11 protein-coding genes are annotated in these 13,706 nt (G+C 70.2%); 5 read left to right on the top strand and 6 right to left on the bottom strand.

All coding sequences use genetic code 11. From position 1 onward, the window contains the following. Positions 1 to 20 precede the first annotated feature (20 nt). Positions 21 to 1,040: an NAD(P)H-dependent glycerol-3-phosphate dehydrogenase gene (locus D3877_RS00550; RefSeq protein ID WP_119828869.1), complete on the bottom strand. Its 1,020-nt coding sequence runs from the start codon at positions 1,038 to 1,040 to the stop codon at positions 21 to 23. Positions 1,041 to 1,218: 178 nt separating this feature from the next. Next, on the bottom strand, positions 1,219 to 2,292 hold the full coding sequence (gene tsaD, locus D3877_RS00545; protein WP_119828868.1) for a tRNA (adenosine(37)-N6)-threonylcarbamoyltransferase complex transferase subunit TsaD: 1,074 nt from the start codon (positions 2,290 to 2,292) through the stop codon (positions 1,219 to 1,221). A gap of 64 nt (positions 2,293 to 2,356) precedes the next feature. On the opposite strand from tsaD, the gene D3877_RS00540 reads away from it, so the two are divergent. The 5 genes from D3877_RS00540 to D3877_RS00520 are packed head-to-tail and all read left to right on the top strand — an operon-like array spanning position 2,357 to position 8,060. Next, a complete protein-coding gene (locus tag D3877_RS00540; RefSeq protein ID WP_119828867.1) occupies positions 2,357 to 3,193 on the top strand; it encodes a class I SAM-dependent methyltransferase in 837 nt (278 codons plus the stop codon). A 60-nt stretch (positions 3,194 to 3,253) separates the two neighbouring features. After that, positions 3,254 to 4,186, top strand: a complete 933-nt coding sequence (gene hemC / locus D3877_RS00535) for a hydroxymethylbilane synthase (protein WP_119828866.1) — start codon at positions 3,254 to 3,256, stop codon at positions 4,184 to 4,186. An 11-nt stretch (positions 4,187 to 4,197) separates the two neighbouring features. Then, on the top strand, positions 4,198 to 4,983 hold the full coding sequence (locus D3877_RS00530) for a uroporphyrinogen-III synthase (protein WP_119828865.1): 786 nt from the start codon (positions 4,198 to 4,200) through the stop codon (positions 4,981 to 4,983). 60 nt (positions 4,984 to 5,043) lie between these two features. Further along, complete coding sequence (locus tag D3877_RS00525) at positions 5,044 to 6,708, top strand: carph-isopro domain-containing protein (RefSeq protein WP_119828864.1); 1,665 nt, start codon at positions 5,044 to 5,046, stop codon at positions 6,706 to 6,708. Continuing rightward, positions 6,705 to 8,060 carry a heme biosynthesis protein HemY gene (locus tag D3877_RS00520; protein WP_119828863.1) on the top strand — a complete coding sequence of 452 codons (1,356 nt, stop codon included), beginning with the start codon at positions 6,705 to 6,707 and terminating at the stop codon, positions 8,058 to 8,060. The genes D3877_RS00525 and D3877_RS00520 overlap by 4 nt, the downstream gene beginning before the upstream one ends. 91 nt (positions 8,061 to 8,151) lie before the next feature. Here the strand turns inward: D3877_RS00520 and purH are convergent, their stop codons facing one another. The 4 genes from purH to D3877_RS00500 all read right to left on the bottom strand — a co-directional run bounded on the left by purH (position 8,152) and on the right by D3877_RS00500 (position 13,532). After that, on the bottom strand, positions 8,152 to 9,756 hold the full coding sequence (gene purH / locus D3877_RS00515; RefSeq protein ID WP_119828862.1) for a bifunctional phosphoribosylaminoimidazolecarboxamide formyltransferase/IMP cyclohydrolase: 1,605 nt from the start codon (positions 9,754 to 9,756) through the stop codon (positions 8,152 to 8,154). 286 nt (positions 9,757 to 10,042) lie between these two features. After that, positions 10,043 to 11,695: a heparinase II/III family protein gene (locus D3877_RS00510; protein WP_119828861.1), complete on the bottom strand. Its 1,653-nt coding sequence runs from the start codon at positions 11,693 to 11,695 to the stop codon at positions 10,043 to 10,045. A 146-nt stretch (positions 11,696 to 11,841) separates the two neighbouring features. Further along, positions 11,842 to 13,137 carry an RsmB/NOP family class I SAM-dependent RNA methyltransferase gene (locus D3877_RS00505; protein WP_119828860.1) on the bottom strand — a complete coding sequence of 432 codons (1,296 nt, stop codon included), beginning with the start codon at positions 13,135 to 13,137 and terminating at the stop codon, positions 11,842 to 11,844. A gap of 98 nt (positions 13,138 to 13,235) precedes the next feature. After that, on the bottom strand, positions 13,236 to 13,532 hold the full coding sequence (locus D3877_RS00500; protein WP_119828859.1) for a 2Fe-2S iron-sulfur cluster-binding protein: 297 nt from the start codon (positions 13,530 to 13,532) through the stop codon (positions 13,236 to 13,238). Between the last annotated feature and the right edge of the window lie 174 nt (positions 13,533 to 13,706).

The following is a 13,706-nucleotide window of genomic DNA, read 5'->3' as shown; positions in this document are numbered from 1 at the left end:
GGGTTTTCGGCGCGCTATCCTTACTCGCCCTCGCCCCGGAAGGGTCGGGACAGCAGCCCCTCGATGGTCGCGTCCAAACTGGCGCCCTTGTTGAGGATGGCGTCCACCGCCGCGCAGATCGGCATGTCCACCCCCAGCCGTCCGGCCAGACCGACCACGGCGGCGGCGGTGTAGACCCCTTCCGCCACCGACCGGCGCGCCGCCAGAATGTCGGCCAGCGCCCGGCCCTCGCCCAGCGCCGCGCCCAGCGACATGTTGCGCGATTGCAGGCTGGAGCAGGTCAGGGTCAGATCGCCCAGCCCCGACAGCCCCATCAGCGTGTCCGCCCGTCCGCCCAGCGCCAGCGCCAGCCGGGTGATTTCCGCCAGCCCGCGCGTGATGAGAGCCGCCCGCGCGTTGTCGCCCAGCTTGCGCCCCTCGACCACGCCGCAGGCGATGGCCAGCACATTCTTCACCGCCCCGCCGATCTGCGAGCCGATCACGTCGTCGGATCGGTAGGGCCGGAAGCTGCGGCTGCCCAGCGCCTCGACCAGCCCCGCCCCCAACCCAGCGTCGGCGCAGGCCAGCGTGACCGCCGTCGGCAGCCCGCGCGCCACTTCAGCCGCGAAGGTCGGGCCGGACAGGATCGCCAACGGGGTTCCGGCGGGCAGCGCCGCCGCCACCGCCTCGCTCATCAGGGCGAAGCTGTCCAGCTCGATGCCCTTGGCGCAGATGACCACCGGCGCGCCGGGCCGCAGAACCGGAGCCAGCCGGGCGCAAACGGCGCGCGCGTGCTGGGCGGGCGACACCAGCAACACCGCGTCGCAGGCGCCGATGTCGGCCAGATCATTGGTCACGCGCAGATCGGGCGGCAACGGCACGCCGGGCAGATAGTCGCGATTCTCGCGCTCCGCCGTCATCGCCGCGACCACCGCCGGTTCGCGCGCCCACAGCCACGTCTCGCGCCCGGCGCGCAGCGCCGCCAACGCCAAAGCGGTTCCCCAGGCCCCGCCGCCGATGACGCCGATGCGGGAGAAGGTGGGAGAGACGCGGGTGGTCATGGGGGATCCTTGGTCAATCGTTGGCTCATTGGCTCCCTCCCCATCCCTCCCCCGCTTCGCGGGAGAGGGGGCCGGACCTTTGTCAGTGTTCAGGAACAATCCCCTCTCCCGCGAAGCGGGGGAGGGTTAGGGAGGGGGCAAAGGGTTGCGCTCAGGAACGAGTGAAACACACCCTGCGTTACGCTTTCACGCCCGACCCGACGCCCGCCCGTCCGATCACCGGCGCGGCGGTCGGGTCCAGCGGCCAGCGCGGGCGTGGGGCGAAAGTCAGCGGATCGCTTTCGCCCAACCGGAACCGCTCGATCCCGGCCCAGGCGATCATCGCCGCGTTGTCGGTGCACAGCCGCAAGGGCGGGGCGACGAAGGGCAGCCCCTCGCGGTCGGCCAAAATCTGCAAGCGGGCGCGCAGAGTCTTGTTCGCCGCCACCCCACCGGCCACCACCAGCGCGCCGCCCTGCGGGTGATCCGCCTTGAAACGGGCGATGGCGCGGGCGCAGCGGTCGGCCATCACCTCCGCCACCGTGCTCTGAAAGGCGGCGGCCAGATCGTCGCGGTCGGCGTCGGACAGCGGCGCGCCCAACTCCTCGACATGGCGGCGCACGGCGGTTTTCAGACCGGAAAAGGAAAAATCGCAACCCGGACGGCCAACCAACGGGCGCGGCAAGGCGAAACGGCCCGGATTGGTCGCCCGCGCCGCCGCCTGTTCGACCAGCGGCCCGCCGGGATAGCCCAACCCCAGCAGCTTCGCGGTCTTGTCGAACGCCTCGCCCACCGCGTCGTCGATGGTGGTGCCGAGTCGGCGGTAGCGCCCGACGCCCTCGACCACCAGCAATTGGCAATGGCCGCCCGACGCCAGCAGCAGCAGGTAAGGAAAGGCGACGTCGTTGGTCAGCCGCGCCGTCAGCGCGTGGCCTTCCAGATGATTGACGGCGATGAAAGGCAAACCGCGCGCCGCCGCGATGGCCTTGGCGGTCATCACCCCGACGATGACGCCGCCGATCAGCCCCGGCCCGCCGGTGGCGGCGATGGCGTCGAGATCGCCAAAGCCCACCCCGGCCTCGGCCATGGCGCGGCGGATCAACCCGTCCAGATGCTCCAGATGGGCGCGCGCGGCGATTTCCGGAACGACCCCGCCATAGGGCGTGTGGTCGTCCAATTGCGACAGAACCACGTCGGCGCGGATCTCGCGCGCGTCGGTGACGACGGCGGCGGCCGTCTCGTCGCAGCTTGTTTCGATTCCCAGAACGATCATGGTCGCCAAACTAGCGGTGTTGGCCGCGCCGGTATAGGGTTTTGCCGATGAGACTCCCGCGCCGATGAATCCCGACACCCCCGCCGACGACGCCAGCATCCTCTATTACGACGCCGATTACCCGTCGTTGGAGATCGGTTCGGCCTGCCGCGACGATGTGGCGGCGCTGGTCCGCATGGGCTTGCTGGGCGACGTCGGCTTTTACGGCGAGCAGGCGGCGGCCCATGGCGGGCCAATCCTGGAACTCGGCTGCGGCACCGGGCGAATCGCCATTCCGCTCGCCCGCATGGGCTTCACCGTCTGGGCGGTGGACGTCGCCGAGGCGATGCTCGACCAGTTGCGCGCCAAGCTGGCCGCCGAATCGCCGGACGTGCGTGCGCGCGTCAGGATCATCCACCAAAACGCCGCCGATCTGGATGTGCCCGGCCTCGCCGCGTCTCTGGTCCTGCTGCCCTTCAACCTGCTGATGATGCAGCCGGACCAGGACCAAGCGCGGCGCGCGCTGGCCGCCGCCGCCCGCCATCTGGCCCCGGATGGCCGCTTCGCCCTCGACATCATGAATCCGGCGACCCTGCCGCAGGAGGCCGACTCCGCCCCCGCGCCGTCGCAGCCGCGCCGCAACCCGCGCACCGGCAATCCTTACATCCGCCACGCCCAAATTTCGGCGGTGAACCGGCGGCGGGTTCAACACGTCACCGGCTGGTACGACGAACTGCTCCCCGACGGCGGCATCCACACCACCCGCTTCGCCTTCGATTGGCGGATGATCGACCGCGCCGATCTGACGACGATGTTGGCCGAGGTTGGTCTGGTCATCGACCAATTGGCCGGGGATTTCGACGGCTCCCCCTGGACCGAGGACAGCCGCCGCATCGTCGCCGCCGGTCGCCGCGCGCCTTAGCCACCCCCCTCGCCCAGCGAACTCTTGCAAAGCGGCGCGGATGGCCTAGAAGTTTGCGGCATGATGACCCAATCGCTCCGCATCGGCACGCGCGGCAGCCCGCTGGCGCTGGCGCAGGCCCATGAGACCCGTGATCGCCTGATCGCGGCCCATCCCCATCTCGCCGCCCCCGGCGCCATCGAGATCGTGATCCTGAAGACCACGGGCGACCGCATCCAGGACCGCACCCTGGCCGAGGCGGGCGGCAAGGGGCTGTTCACCAAGGAGTTGGAGGAGGCGCTGTTCGATGGCCGCGCCGATCTGGCCGTCCATTCGATGAAGGACGTGCCGACCCAACTGCCGGACGGGCTGGAGATCTCAACGCTGCTCCCCCGCGAGGATCCGCGCGACGCCTTCTTCTCGCGCGCGGGCTGCTCGCTGGCCGATCTGCCCGCCGGTTCGGTGGTCGGCACGGCGGGCTTGCGCCGTCAGGCCCAGGTGCTGGAACTGCGCCCCGACCTGACGATCTTCCCGCTGCGCGGCAACGTGCAAACCCGCCTGTCCAAGCTGGACGCCGGGGAGGTGGACGCCACCCTGCTGGCGCTGGCCGGTCTGCGCCGCCTTGGCCTGACCGAGCGGATCACCGCCGTTCTGGAACCCGAAACCATGCTGCCCGCCGTCGCCCAAGGGGCCATCGGCTTCGAGATCCGCAGCGACGACGCCAACACCCGCGCCCTGGTCGCCCCGCTGAACTGCGCCGCCACCACCACGCGGGTGACGGCGGAGCGGGCCTTGCTGGCCGCGCTCGACGGCTCCTGCCGCACGCCGATCGCCGCGCTCGCCGAATTGGACGGCGGGCGATTGACCTTGCGGGTCAAGGTGTTGTCGAACGACGGCCGCCGGGTCTTCCGGGCCGAGCGCGTCGGCGCCGCGACCGACGCCGCCGCGATGGGGGCCGACGCCGGGGCGGAGATCAAGGCGCAACTGCCCGCCGACTTCTTCACCACGCCGTAACCCGGCCCGCCATGAGCGATCTTTCCGCCTCGGTTGGTTCCGCCCCCGCCGGACGTACGCGCCTGCTCGTCACCCGTCCGCAGGAGGACGCCGAACCGTTGGTCCGGCGGCTGACCGCGCTGGGTTACGCCTGCGCGGTCGAGCCGATGTTGGACATGGTGTGGCTGGATGGGCCGGAACCGGACCTGACCGGCGTGCAGGCGTTGCTGTTCACCAGCGCCAACGGCGTACGGGGGTACGTTCGACGTACGCAGCGCCGCGACCGTCCGGTCTACGCCGTCGGCGACGCCACCGCGCGCGCCGCCCGGGAGGCTGGTTTCACCCAGGTCGAAAGCGCGTCAGGCGACGTGCAGGCGCTGGCCGAACTGACGCGCGCGCGCTGCCGCCCCGACCAGGGCGATCTGCTGCATGTGGCGGGAAGCCGGGTGGCGGGCGACCTCGCCGGGCTGTTGGGCGAGGCCGGTTTCACCCTGCGCCGCGCCGTGCTGTACGACGCCGTGCCCGCCGCCGCCCTGTCCGCGTCAACTGCGGCGTTTTTGCGTACGTCCGCCATCGACATTGTCTTGTTTTTCTCTCCCCGGACGGCGCGTTCCTTTGTTAAGTTGCTGGGTGAGGCGGAACTGATCGGCCAGTGTTGTACAGTCGATGCGTTCTGTCTCAGCCCCGCCGTCGCGGAGGCTGCCCGCGCGTACGGCGACCAGGGAGGGACGCCGTGGCGCAGCGTACGGGTGGCGCCGCGACCGGATCAGGACGCCTTGCTTGGCCTTCTGCCGCCGATGGACGGCGCGGCGGGGTAAGGATGCCGGTTCGGGGGCTGTGGCGTTTCGACGAACAACAGCGAACCGAAGGTACACCCCATGACCTCTCGTCCAGGCTCCGAGCGTGTCGGCGCCGACCGTCCCGTCAACGAACAGGACGGTGACGCGACCAGCGGCAGCCCCGTCGCCAGCGGCCCCGCCTCCACCGGAAACGCCCCCACAGGCAACGCGGACGTCGGCGCGGTTGACCGCATCGTCGAACGGTTTGGCGGCATCCGCCCGATGGCCAACAAGCTGGACATCCCCGTGACCACGGTGCAGGGCTGGCGCAAGCGCGGCGCGATTCCGCTGGCCCGCCACGCCGACCTGCGGGTCGCGGCGACCAAGCACGCCATCGCCCTGGACGACGCCGACCTCGACGCGGCGACGCCGACGGAAGAGCGCGGCGCCGCCGACAGCGCGCCCGTGACCGAAACGACTGTGGCCGAAGCGCCCACAACCACGCCCGAGTCGCCGCAGACCGAGGCGACCTTGAACGCCGCCGCGCCGGACGACGCGGCGAAGCCGGACGCCCCCGCCACCGAGTCGATCACAGCGTCGATCACAGCGCCGGTCGCCGAGTCGGTCGCCGCCCCGGCGGCCAGCGTCGAGCCGCCGCCAAGCCTGCCAGCGCCCGACTATCTCGACGAACCGCGCTCCGCCAGCGGCTTCGCCAGCGCGCTGTCCATCGTCGCGCTGCTGGTCGGCGCCGCCGCGCTGGCCGAACCCTGGTGGGGTCCGCAATTGTCGGGCTGGCCGAACGGGGCCAGCGTTCCGGCGGCAAGCGTCTCGGGGGCCAGCGCCCCCGCCGCCGATCCCGCCCTGCGCGCGCAGGTCCAGCAGTTGGCCGACCGCGTCGGTCGCCTGGAACAGCGCCCGGCGAGCGCCGCCCCCGCCGGGGACAGCGCCGCTCTGGACGCCGCCATCAGCCAGTTGACGCAACGCCTCGACAGCCTGGAAAAGCGCCCCGCCGCGACCGGCGGCGCCAACACCGCTGGAGCCGACGCCGCTGGAGCCGCCGCGCTGGCCGACCGTTTGGGCGGGCTGGAACAGCGCCTGACCACGCTGGGCGGCGGGGCCAAGGCCGCGCAGGATCTCGGCAAGGAGGTTGAGGCGCTGAAGCAGCAAATCGCCAGCGTCGGCCAGACTGTCGAAACCCGCCGCGATTCGGGCATGGCGGCGCAAGCGCTGGTCCTCGCCGCCGGGCAGTTGCGCGCCACGCTGGCCGCCGGTCAGCCGTTTCAGCAGGATTTGCAGAGCGTCCGCGCGCTGGGCATCGGCGACGCCGGGGTGACGCAGCCGCTTGACGCCGTCGCCCCCTTCGCCGCCAAGGGCATTCCGACCCAGGCGCAGATCACCGACCGTTTCCGCCCGCTGGCCTCCGACATCGTCCGCGCCGCCGAGCGCGGCGACGGGGCCAACTGGATCGACAGCGTGATCGGCAAGCTTTCCACCCTGGTGACGGTGCGCCGCCAGGGCGGCGGCGTGGTCGGATCCAGCGCCGACGCCATCGTCGCCCGCGCCGAAGCGGCGCTGGGCGAAAACAACCTCGGCAAGGCGGTGGAGGAACTCGCCGCCCTGCAAGGCGCCGGGGCTGGGGCCGCCGCCGCGTGGCTGGCCGACGCCAAGGCGCGTCTGGCCGCCGACCAAGCCGCACGCGCCCTGACCCAACGCGCCATCGCCCTGTTGACCGCCGCGTCGGGCGGGAAGGGAGCGGCCCAATGATCCGCGCCCTTTGGTTCCTCCTGAAGCTGGCCGCCATCATCGCGGCGGCGGTCTGGCTGGTCGAACGGCCCGGCACGGTCAGCGTCAACTGGCTGGGCTACGTCATCGAAACCTCCTTCACCGTCGCCCTGCTGATCGGGCTGGCGGCGCTGGCGCTGGCCGCGCTGGGCTACCGGCTGCTCCGCTCGGTCCTGCGGGCGCCGACGACCATCCGCCGCTACCGCCGCTCGCGGGTGCGTGAGGCCGGGTATCGCGCGCTGACGCAAGGCATGGTCGCGGTGGCGGCGGGCGACGCCGTGACCGCGCGCAAGATGGCGCGCAAGGCCGACGGGCTGCTGAACGAGCCGCCCTTGACCATGCTGCTGTCGGCCCAGGCCGCCCAGTTGCAGGGCGACGACCGCGCCGCCAAGCAGTATTTCACCGCGATGCTCGACCGCCCGGAAACCGCCTTTCTCGGCCTGCGCGGCCTGTTGACGCAAGCGGTCAAGGTCGGCGACCGGGTGGAGGCGCTGGAACTGGCGCGCAAGGCCCGCGCCCTGCAACCCAACACGCCCTGGCTGCTCGGCACCCTCTATGATCTGGAAGCCCGCGCCGGGGATTGGGCGTCGGCGGAAGGCACGTTGCAACAGGCGATCCAGGCGGGCGCGATCCCGACCGAGGACGGTCGCCGTCACCGCGCCGTCCTGCTGCTGGAACGCAGCTTTGAGGCGGAACGGCGCGGGCGCGGCGACGCCGCGCTGGCGCACGCCCAGTCGGCGCATGATCTGATGCCGGGCTTCGTTCCGGCGGCGGCCCGCCTCGCCCGCCTGCTGGTCGCCGCCGGTCGGCTGAAGCCCGCCGCCAAGGTGGTGGAGCGGACATGGCGGCAATCGCCGCACCCCGATCTGGCCGACACCTACCGCGAGATTCTCGGCGGCTACGACGCGCTGACCCGCGTCAAGCTGTTCGAGAAGCTGCTGGCGCAGGCTCCCGACCATGTCGAATCGCACATCGCGCTGGCCCGCGTCGCGCTCGACGCCCATCTGTGGGGCGAGGCGCGCGACCATCTGAAGCGCGCGCTGGGCATCGAGCCGTCGCGCCGCCTCTTCCGCCTGCTCGCCGAGTTGGAGCGCAACGAGCGCCACGACGAGGCCGCCGCCCGCGATTGGCTGGCCAAGGCCGCCGCCGCCCCCGCCGATCCGGCCTGGACCTGCGACTCCTGCAACGCCGTCAGCCACGCCTGGGGCGGGCTGTGCGGCCATTGCGGGGCGTTCGACAGCCTGGATTGGAAGGCGCCGACGCTCGCCGTCTCGCTGATGGAGCCGGGGCTGCACCCAGCCCACACGGCGCTGGTCAAGTCGTCGGCGGCGTAAAAACCAAGACGCCCAAACGCGAAAAGGCCGGTCCCCAACACTGGGGACCGGCCTTTTTCATGACCCGCCCGTCAACCGACGGCGGACGAGGTCAATGGCGGAAGTGGCGCATCCCGGTCAGGACCATGGCCAAACCCTTTTCGTCCGCCGCCGCGATCACGTCGGCGTCGCGGATCGAACCGCCGGGCTGGATCACCGCCGTCACGCCCGCTTCCGCCGCCGCCAGCAGGCCGTCGGCGAAGGGGAAGAAAGCGTCGGACGCCACCACCGATCCCTTGGTCAGCGGCTCGGCCAGACCGGCGGCCTTGGCGGCTTCCGCCGACTTGATGGCGGCGATGCGGGCCGAATCGACGCGGCTCATCTGCCCGGCGCCGACGCCGACCGTCGCGCCGTTCTTGGCGTAGACGATGGCGTTGGACTTCACATGCTTGGCGACGCGGAAGGCGAACAACAGATCCGCCAGTTCCTGTTCGGTCGGCGCGCGCTTGGTCACGACCTTCAGCTCCGCCGGGTTGACGCGGCCCGAATCGCGGTTCTGCAACAGGAAGCCGCCCGACAATTGCTTGACCATCATGCCGACGGCGGCGGGGTTCGGCACGTCCTTGGTCAGCAGAACGCGCAGGTTCTTCTTGGTCGCCAGCAGGGCGCGGGCCGCGTCGTCGGCGTCCGGGGCGATCACCACCTCGGCGAACAGCTTGGCGATTTCCTCCGCCGTCGCCGCGTCCAGCGAACGGTTGACGGCGATGATGCCGCCAAAGGCGCTGACCGGGTCGCACAGCAAGGCCGAACGGTAGGCGTCGAGCAGATTGGCCCCTTGCGCCACGCCGCAGGGGTTGGCGTGCTTGATGATGGCGACGGCGGGCTGCTCGAACTCGGCGACCAGCTCAAAGGCGGCGTCGGTGTCGTTCAGGTTGTTGTAGGACAGCTCCTTGCCCTGAAGCTGGATCGCGGTCGCCACGCCGGGGCGCCGCTCGCCGGTGACGTAGAAGGCAGCCTGCTGGTGCGGGTTCTCGCCATAGCGCAGGGTTTGCGCCAACGCGCCCGACAGGGTGACGCGCGGCGGGAAGGTCTCGCCCAACTGCCCAGCCAGCCAGGTCGAAATCGCGGCGTCGTAGGCGGCGGTGCGGGCGTAGGCGCGTTGGGCCAGCTTGCGGCGCAGCCCCAGCGTGACGCAGCCGTCGTTGGTCGCCAACTCGTCGATCACCGCCTCGTAATCCGACGGCTCGGTGACGATGGCGACGAAATCATGGTTCTTGGCAGCGGCGCGGATCATCGCCGGGCCGCCGATGTCGATGTTCTCGACGCAGTTGGCGTAATCGGCCCCCTGGGCGACCGTCGCCTCGAACGGGTAGAGGTTGACGACGACCAGATCGATCGGCGGGATGTCGTGCTGCGCCATCGCGTCGGCGTGGATGTCGCGGCGGGCCAGAATGCCGCCATGGACGCGCGGGTGCAGCGTTTTGACGCGGCCATCCATGATTTCCGGGAAGCCGGTGTGGTCGGAAACCTCCTTCACCGGCACGCCAGCCTCGGCCAGACGCTGCGCCGACCCGCCGGTGGACAGGATCTCCACGCCACGCGCGGCCAGCGCCTGCCCCAGCGCCACCAGCCCGGTCTTGTCGGACACGGAAATCAGCGCGCGGGTGATGCGGACCTTGTCGGGAGCGGGGGCGTGGTTGGCTTTCGGCGGACTCATGGCGTGTTCCTGATCGGCTGGCGTTGTTGCAGGCCGCGCGTGGTCAGGAAGACACGGATGAACACGGATGACGAAAAGCACGGATGAACACGGACATTGAACTCATCTGTGTTTATCTGTGTTCATCGGTGTCAGATCCTGTGTGCGCAACGAGGATTTGACACCGATGAACACAGATAAACACAGATAGAGAAAATCCGTGTTCATCCGTGCTCAATCCGTGTTCATCCGTGTTTCCATACCCCTTCGGGTCAGGAAAGGGTCCGGCCACTGCGGATGGCGGGATTTACGCCGCCTTGCGTTCGCGGCGCAAGGCCCATTTGACGGTGACGCCGTCGGGGCCGCTATGCCCCTGCATCACGATCTGGGCGCTGCGGCGGGGTTCGTCGCCGGTTCCAAGATAGATGCTCTCGGCCAGTTCCAGCATCACGCCGGTCGCCCGCAACCGCCAGACGTTGCCGCTGGGCAGCCGCAGATTCACCTGCGCCCCGCCTTGGACCACCGTCGGCTGAACCGACGGGTGCAGATGGAAGCGGATGGCGAAGGGCTGCTCGGACGGGTGGGCGCCGATCACCGGCTCCAAAATGTCCTCGCCGCGCAGATCCTCGCCGTTGTCGGCCAGATAGACGCGGCGGCGGTGCAGCAGGCTGAAGCCCTTGCTGTAGCCGTTGTGGGTGGCGACGACCAGAACCGCGCCTTCGGACTCCTGCCGCTCGCACCCGACATGGGACGGACGACGGCCCAAACCGCCCTGGTCCAGAACCTCCGACGAATTGATGTCGGCGACGACGACGGTGGAATGCGCCGCCGATCCGGCCAGCGCCGCGCGCCACGGGCCGCGCTGGGCCGGGTGGCTGCCGCAATTGACGATCAACCGCTCCTTGTTGACCGACACCTCCATCGACAAGGTGCCCGCGTGGGCCAACCCGTCCAACCCCGGCGGGGGCGGCGCGCCGGTGTCGATCAACACCAAGGTGCGCGAGGCCATCAGACGTTCAAACCCGACATGCGGCGCGCTTTTCAGCGGGCGCCCCCGCGCGTCGGCCTGGGCCAGCACGGTGTCGATGAGCGCTGGCTCCTCCTCGCGCCCACCGTTGAACAGCGCCAGCCCGCCGTCGCCATGGCGGAAAAAGCGCAAGGCCGGGGTCATCCGGTCAATCGCGTGTTGCAGGGATTCCGGGATGTCGACACGGGCCACCCGCAGCACCGCGCGCATGTCGATCAGATCGCGCAGCACCCGCAGTTGCACGGACGGGTTGCGTTCGATGTGGCCGCCATCGGGCAAAATCTGGCGCGGCAAGGCGCGGTCCAACAGGCGCAGCGCGTCGTAGCCCGCCTTGTCGTGGCCGGGCAGGCAGAAGCCGCCATAGACCAGCCCCTTGATCGCCGCGATCAGCGGCGCGCCGTCGAGACCAGCGGGCAGCACGCGGTCCAGATGGCGGACCTGCCGGGCCAAACTCTCGAACACCCGCGCCCGGAACTCGTCGTCCGCCGAGGCGCAGTAGAAATCATGCAGGCCAATCCAGTTGGCGACTCGGGTTCCCAGCGCGTCGGGCGTCCAGGCTTGCGCGTTCCAGCCGCCATTGTGGTCCAGCCAGGACCAAACCAGCACGCGGGCGCGCCGCCGCGCCATGTCGCCGCCGACCGCGCGCAAATCGCGCATCCAATCAAAGCCATGCAAGGCCCGCAGCCAGACCGGGCTTGCCCCCGGCGGGCGCCAGTGCGGCTCGCCGCTGGGGTCGATGGCGACCGACTGACCGGCGAAACGCAGAACCCCAGCCAGCAGGGCGGAACCGTCGCCGGAATCGCCGGGCCACGGATCGGGCGGCACCACCGCCAGCGCCCCCGGCGCGCGACCGCCCAGCATCAGGGAATAGAGCGGGTTTCCATAGGCAAGCCGCGCCATGCCGCTGCGAAGTCGTCCCGCGCCCTTGCCCATAGCGGCCACCCCCTCAGATCCGCAAACGGCGGGAGGGGCCGACGGGCAAACATGTTGCGGTGCGGTGCAGCAAAGACAAGGGCATCCCTGTGTCCTATCAATTCACCGCCGCCACCGCAAGACGCCCGCCGCCGGAACTTGGTAATTTATTCGTAAACGCGGCGCAGCCGGGACACGAAGAAGCCGTCGATTCCGCCATGCTCGGCCAACATGCCGGGCAGGGAGCGCACCTCGCCTCGCTCCGTGATGATCTCCGACAGGCCGCCAAGCTCGTCCGCCGTGATCGGCCAGCGCTTCACCCGGCTGTCGCGGGCCAGCAGGCGGGTGATCTGCGCCTCGCCCTCTTCGGGTTGGATGGAGCAGGTGCAGTAGATCAGCGTGCCGCCCGGCTTGACCAGACCGACGGCGTGGGCCAGCAGGCGGCCTTGCGCCTTGGCCAGCTTGCCGATGTCCTCGGGCGTCTTGACCCGCAGGATGTCGGGATGGCGGCGCACCGCGCCGGTCGCCGAACAGGGGGCGTCGAGCAGCACCGCGTCGGCCAATTCGCCCGGCTCCCACGCCGCCGCGTCGGTGGTGATGATCTCCGCCTCCAGATTCAGGCGGGCGAGATTTTCCGTCACCCGTTCCAGCCGCTTGGCCGAACGGTCGAGCGCGACGACGCGCGCGCCCTGCGCCGCCAACTGCGCGGTCTTGCCGCCGGGCGCGGCGCACAGATCGAACACCCGCTTGCCCCGCAGATCGCCGAACAGCGTGGCGGGCAGCGAGGCCGCGAGATCCTGCACCCACCAGCCGCCCGCGTCAAAGCCCGGCATTTCGGTGACGGAGCCGCCCGACATCCGCCGCAGCGTGCCGGTCGGCAGCACGGTGGCGTCCAACCGACCCGCCCACACCGACGGGTCGCTTTTCACCGTCAGATCCAGCGGGGCCTCGTGCAGATGGGCTTCGACGATGCCGCGCGCCTTCGCCGTGCCGTAGGCGGTGCGCCAGGACAGCCACATCCAATCGGGCGTGTTCAGCCGCCCGGCGTCCTGCTGGGCCGCCAGCGCCGCGCCCTCGCGCCCGACGCGGCGCAGGACGGCGTTGATGAGGCCCTTGTAGGGCGCGGCGTTGCGCAGCGCCGCCAACTCCACCGCCGTGTCCACGGCGGCGTGTGGGGGGGTGTTCAGGAAGACCAGTTGCGCCGTTCCCAGCCGCAGCATGTCGTGGATCGCCGCCTTGGGCAGCCCCGGCTTGGCCAGACAGGTCTGGATCAGCTCGTCGATCTGGCCCAATCGGCGCAGCACCGTGGCGACCAGCATGCGGACAAAGCCACGGTCGCGCGGCTCCAGCCCGGCAAGGTCGGGGTGCGCGTCGAACGCGTCGTCGAAGGGAACGGATTTGCGCAGCACGTCGCGCAGCAAATCAAGCGCGACGCCGCGAGCGGCGAGGGTGGTGTCGGTCATCACCTTGATCTAGCGCGCTCAGGCGCTGGTGTCGATGGCGCTGTGCGGCGCGGAGGCGGGGAAAACCCCGATCCGCGCCACCCAGCCCCTCCCCAGCCTCAGACGAAGCTGAGGATCTCGACGGTGATGTTCTCAACGCCGACGCGCGCCTGACAGGCCAGACGCGACGGGGTGGCGACGCCGACGATGGTGTCGAGCTTTTCGTTTTCCAACCGCTGGATCTTCGACAGCGTCTTGCGCCCTTCCGGCACATACACATGGCAGGATCCGCAGGTGGCCTTGCCCTCGCACTTGTTGAGGAACTTCTCGCCCGAGGCGAGGATGGCCTGGAGGATGGTCACGCCCTCCTCCACGTCGATGGTCTTGCCCGAAGGCTTCAGGGTCACGGTCGGCATGTCGCGGCTCCAAGAGAGAAAAGGGTCGGGACCTTGGATGGTCCCGCCGGTTCAGCCCCTTGGTTCAGCAATTCACGCGCCACTTTCCACAAGCACAGTCACAACAAGCCGTTACGCAAAATTCCACCTTGTCGGAACGCCGCAGTGTCGCCAGCCTGTCAGCTTGACGACACT

The sequence above is a fragment of the Azospirillum cavernae genome, from assembly GCF_003590795.1.
Lineage (GTDB): Bacteria > Pseudomonadota > Alphaproteobacteria > Azospirillales > Azospirillaceae > Azospirillum > Azospirillum cavernae.
The sequence above is the reverse complement of the archived record's forward strand: the minus strand, read 5'-3'. Positions and strand labels throughout refer to the sequence as shown.

Excerpts from the sequence above, each read along its gene's own strand:
- D3877_RS00550 (WP_119828869.1), bottom strand. The coding sequence starts at position 1,040 with ATGACCACCCGCGTCTCTCCCACCTTCTCCCGCATCGGCGTCATCGGC.
- tsaD (WP_119828868.1), bottom strand. The coding sequence starts at position 2,292 with ATGATCGTTCTGGGAATCGAAACAAGCTGCGACGAGACGGCCGCCGCC.
- D3877_RS00540 (WP_119828867.1), top strand. The coding sequence starts at position 2,357 with ATGAATCCCGACACCCCCGCCGACGACGCCAGCATCCTCTATTACGAC.
- hemC (WP_119828866.1), top strand. The coding sequence starts at position 3,254 with ATGATGACCCAATCGCTCCGCATCGGCACGCGCGGCAGCCCGCTGGCG.
- D3877_RS00530 (WP_119828865.1), top strand. The coding sequence starts at position 4,198 with ATGAGCGATCTTTCCGCCTCGGTTGGTTCCGCCCCCGCCGGACGTACG.
- D3877_RS00525 (WP_119828864.1), top strand. The coding sequence starts at position 5,044 with ATGACCTCTCGTCCAGGCTCCGAGCGTGTCGGCGCCGACCGTCCCGTC.
- D3877_RS00520 (WP_119828863.1), top strand. The coding sequence starts at position 6,705 with ATGATCCGCGCCCTTTGGTTCCTCCTGAAGCTGGCCGCCATCATCGCG.
- purH (WP_119828862.1), bottom strand. The coding sequence starts at position 9,756 with ATGAGTCCGCCGAAAGCCAACCACGCCCCCGCTCCCGACAAGGTCCGC.
- D3877_RS00510 (WP_119828861.1), bottom strand. The coding sequence starts at position 11,695 with ATGGGCAAGGGCGCGGGACGACTTCGCAGCGGCATGGCGCGGCTTGCC.
- D3877_RS00505 (WP_119828860.1), bottom strand. The coding sequence starts at position 13,137 with ATGACCGACACCACCCTCGCCGCTCGCGGCGTCGCGCTTGATTTGCTG.
- D3877_RS00500 (WP_119828859.1), bottom strand. The coding sequence starts at position 13,532 with ATGCCGACCGTGACCCTGAAGCCTTCGGGCAAGACCATCGACGTGGAG.